Source organism: Tenacibaculum sp. L6 (assembly GCF_028823685.1).
Taxonomy (GTDB): Bacteria; Bacteroidota; Bacteroidia; order Flavobacteriales; family Flavobacteriaceae; genus Polaribacter.
On the sequence record NZ_JAPEHZ010000191.1, the window covers coordinates 1 to 541 of the forward strand.

The 541-nt window shown below is 25.5% G+C and carries 1 protein-coding gene; it reads right to left on the reverse strand.

The features are described 5' to 3' along the window. Nucleotides 1-34: 34 nt before the first annotated feature. Nucleotides 35-541: hypothetical protein (locus tag OU788_RS12675; RefSeq protein ID WP_274635490.1), on the reverse strand; the 507-nt coding region annotated here is incomplete at its 5' end.

Genomic DNA, 541 nt, shown 5'->3' on the forward strand with positions numbered 1-541 from the left:
TTTGGTTTAAAAAAGTATAAAATTTACTTGTTTTTTACCTCAGTTCTTTGTTAGCAATAGTTTTTTTCGCGTATACTTCTGTTCTACCGTTTCTATTGTCAATCAATATTTGGTTTGGTTTTTCAAATCCAGCTTTAATTTCTTGAATATCTCTAAATAAAATGTGTTTACGAGAAATCATATCATCAGACTTTTCTAACTCGTCTTTTATTATTTGACCATTAGCAATAATTTTATTTTTATTCAAAATGCTGTTCTCCTTTAAAATATTAATGTCAGTTACAAGTTTATTTTTTAACTGTATGTTTAATGTCTCAATTTCGTCAAAAACACTATCGTCCAAATTAAATGTTGAAATTGAGTTGTATAATTCTTTTATTTTTCCAATTCTATTTGAATCTGGTTCTTTATCGGATAAGTTCATTTTGAGTTCTAGTAATTTTGACAATTGATACAAGTGCTCTGCTTTTAATGAAACATCTGAATAGAAAAAATATTTACTTTCAATAATTTGATTAGTCAGATTAGTTGCCTTTTTACT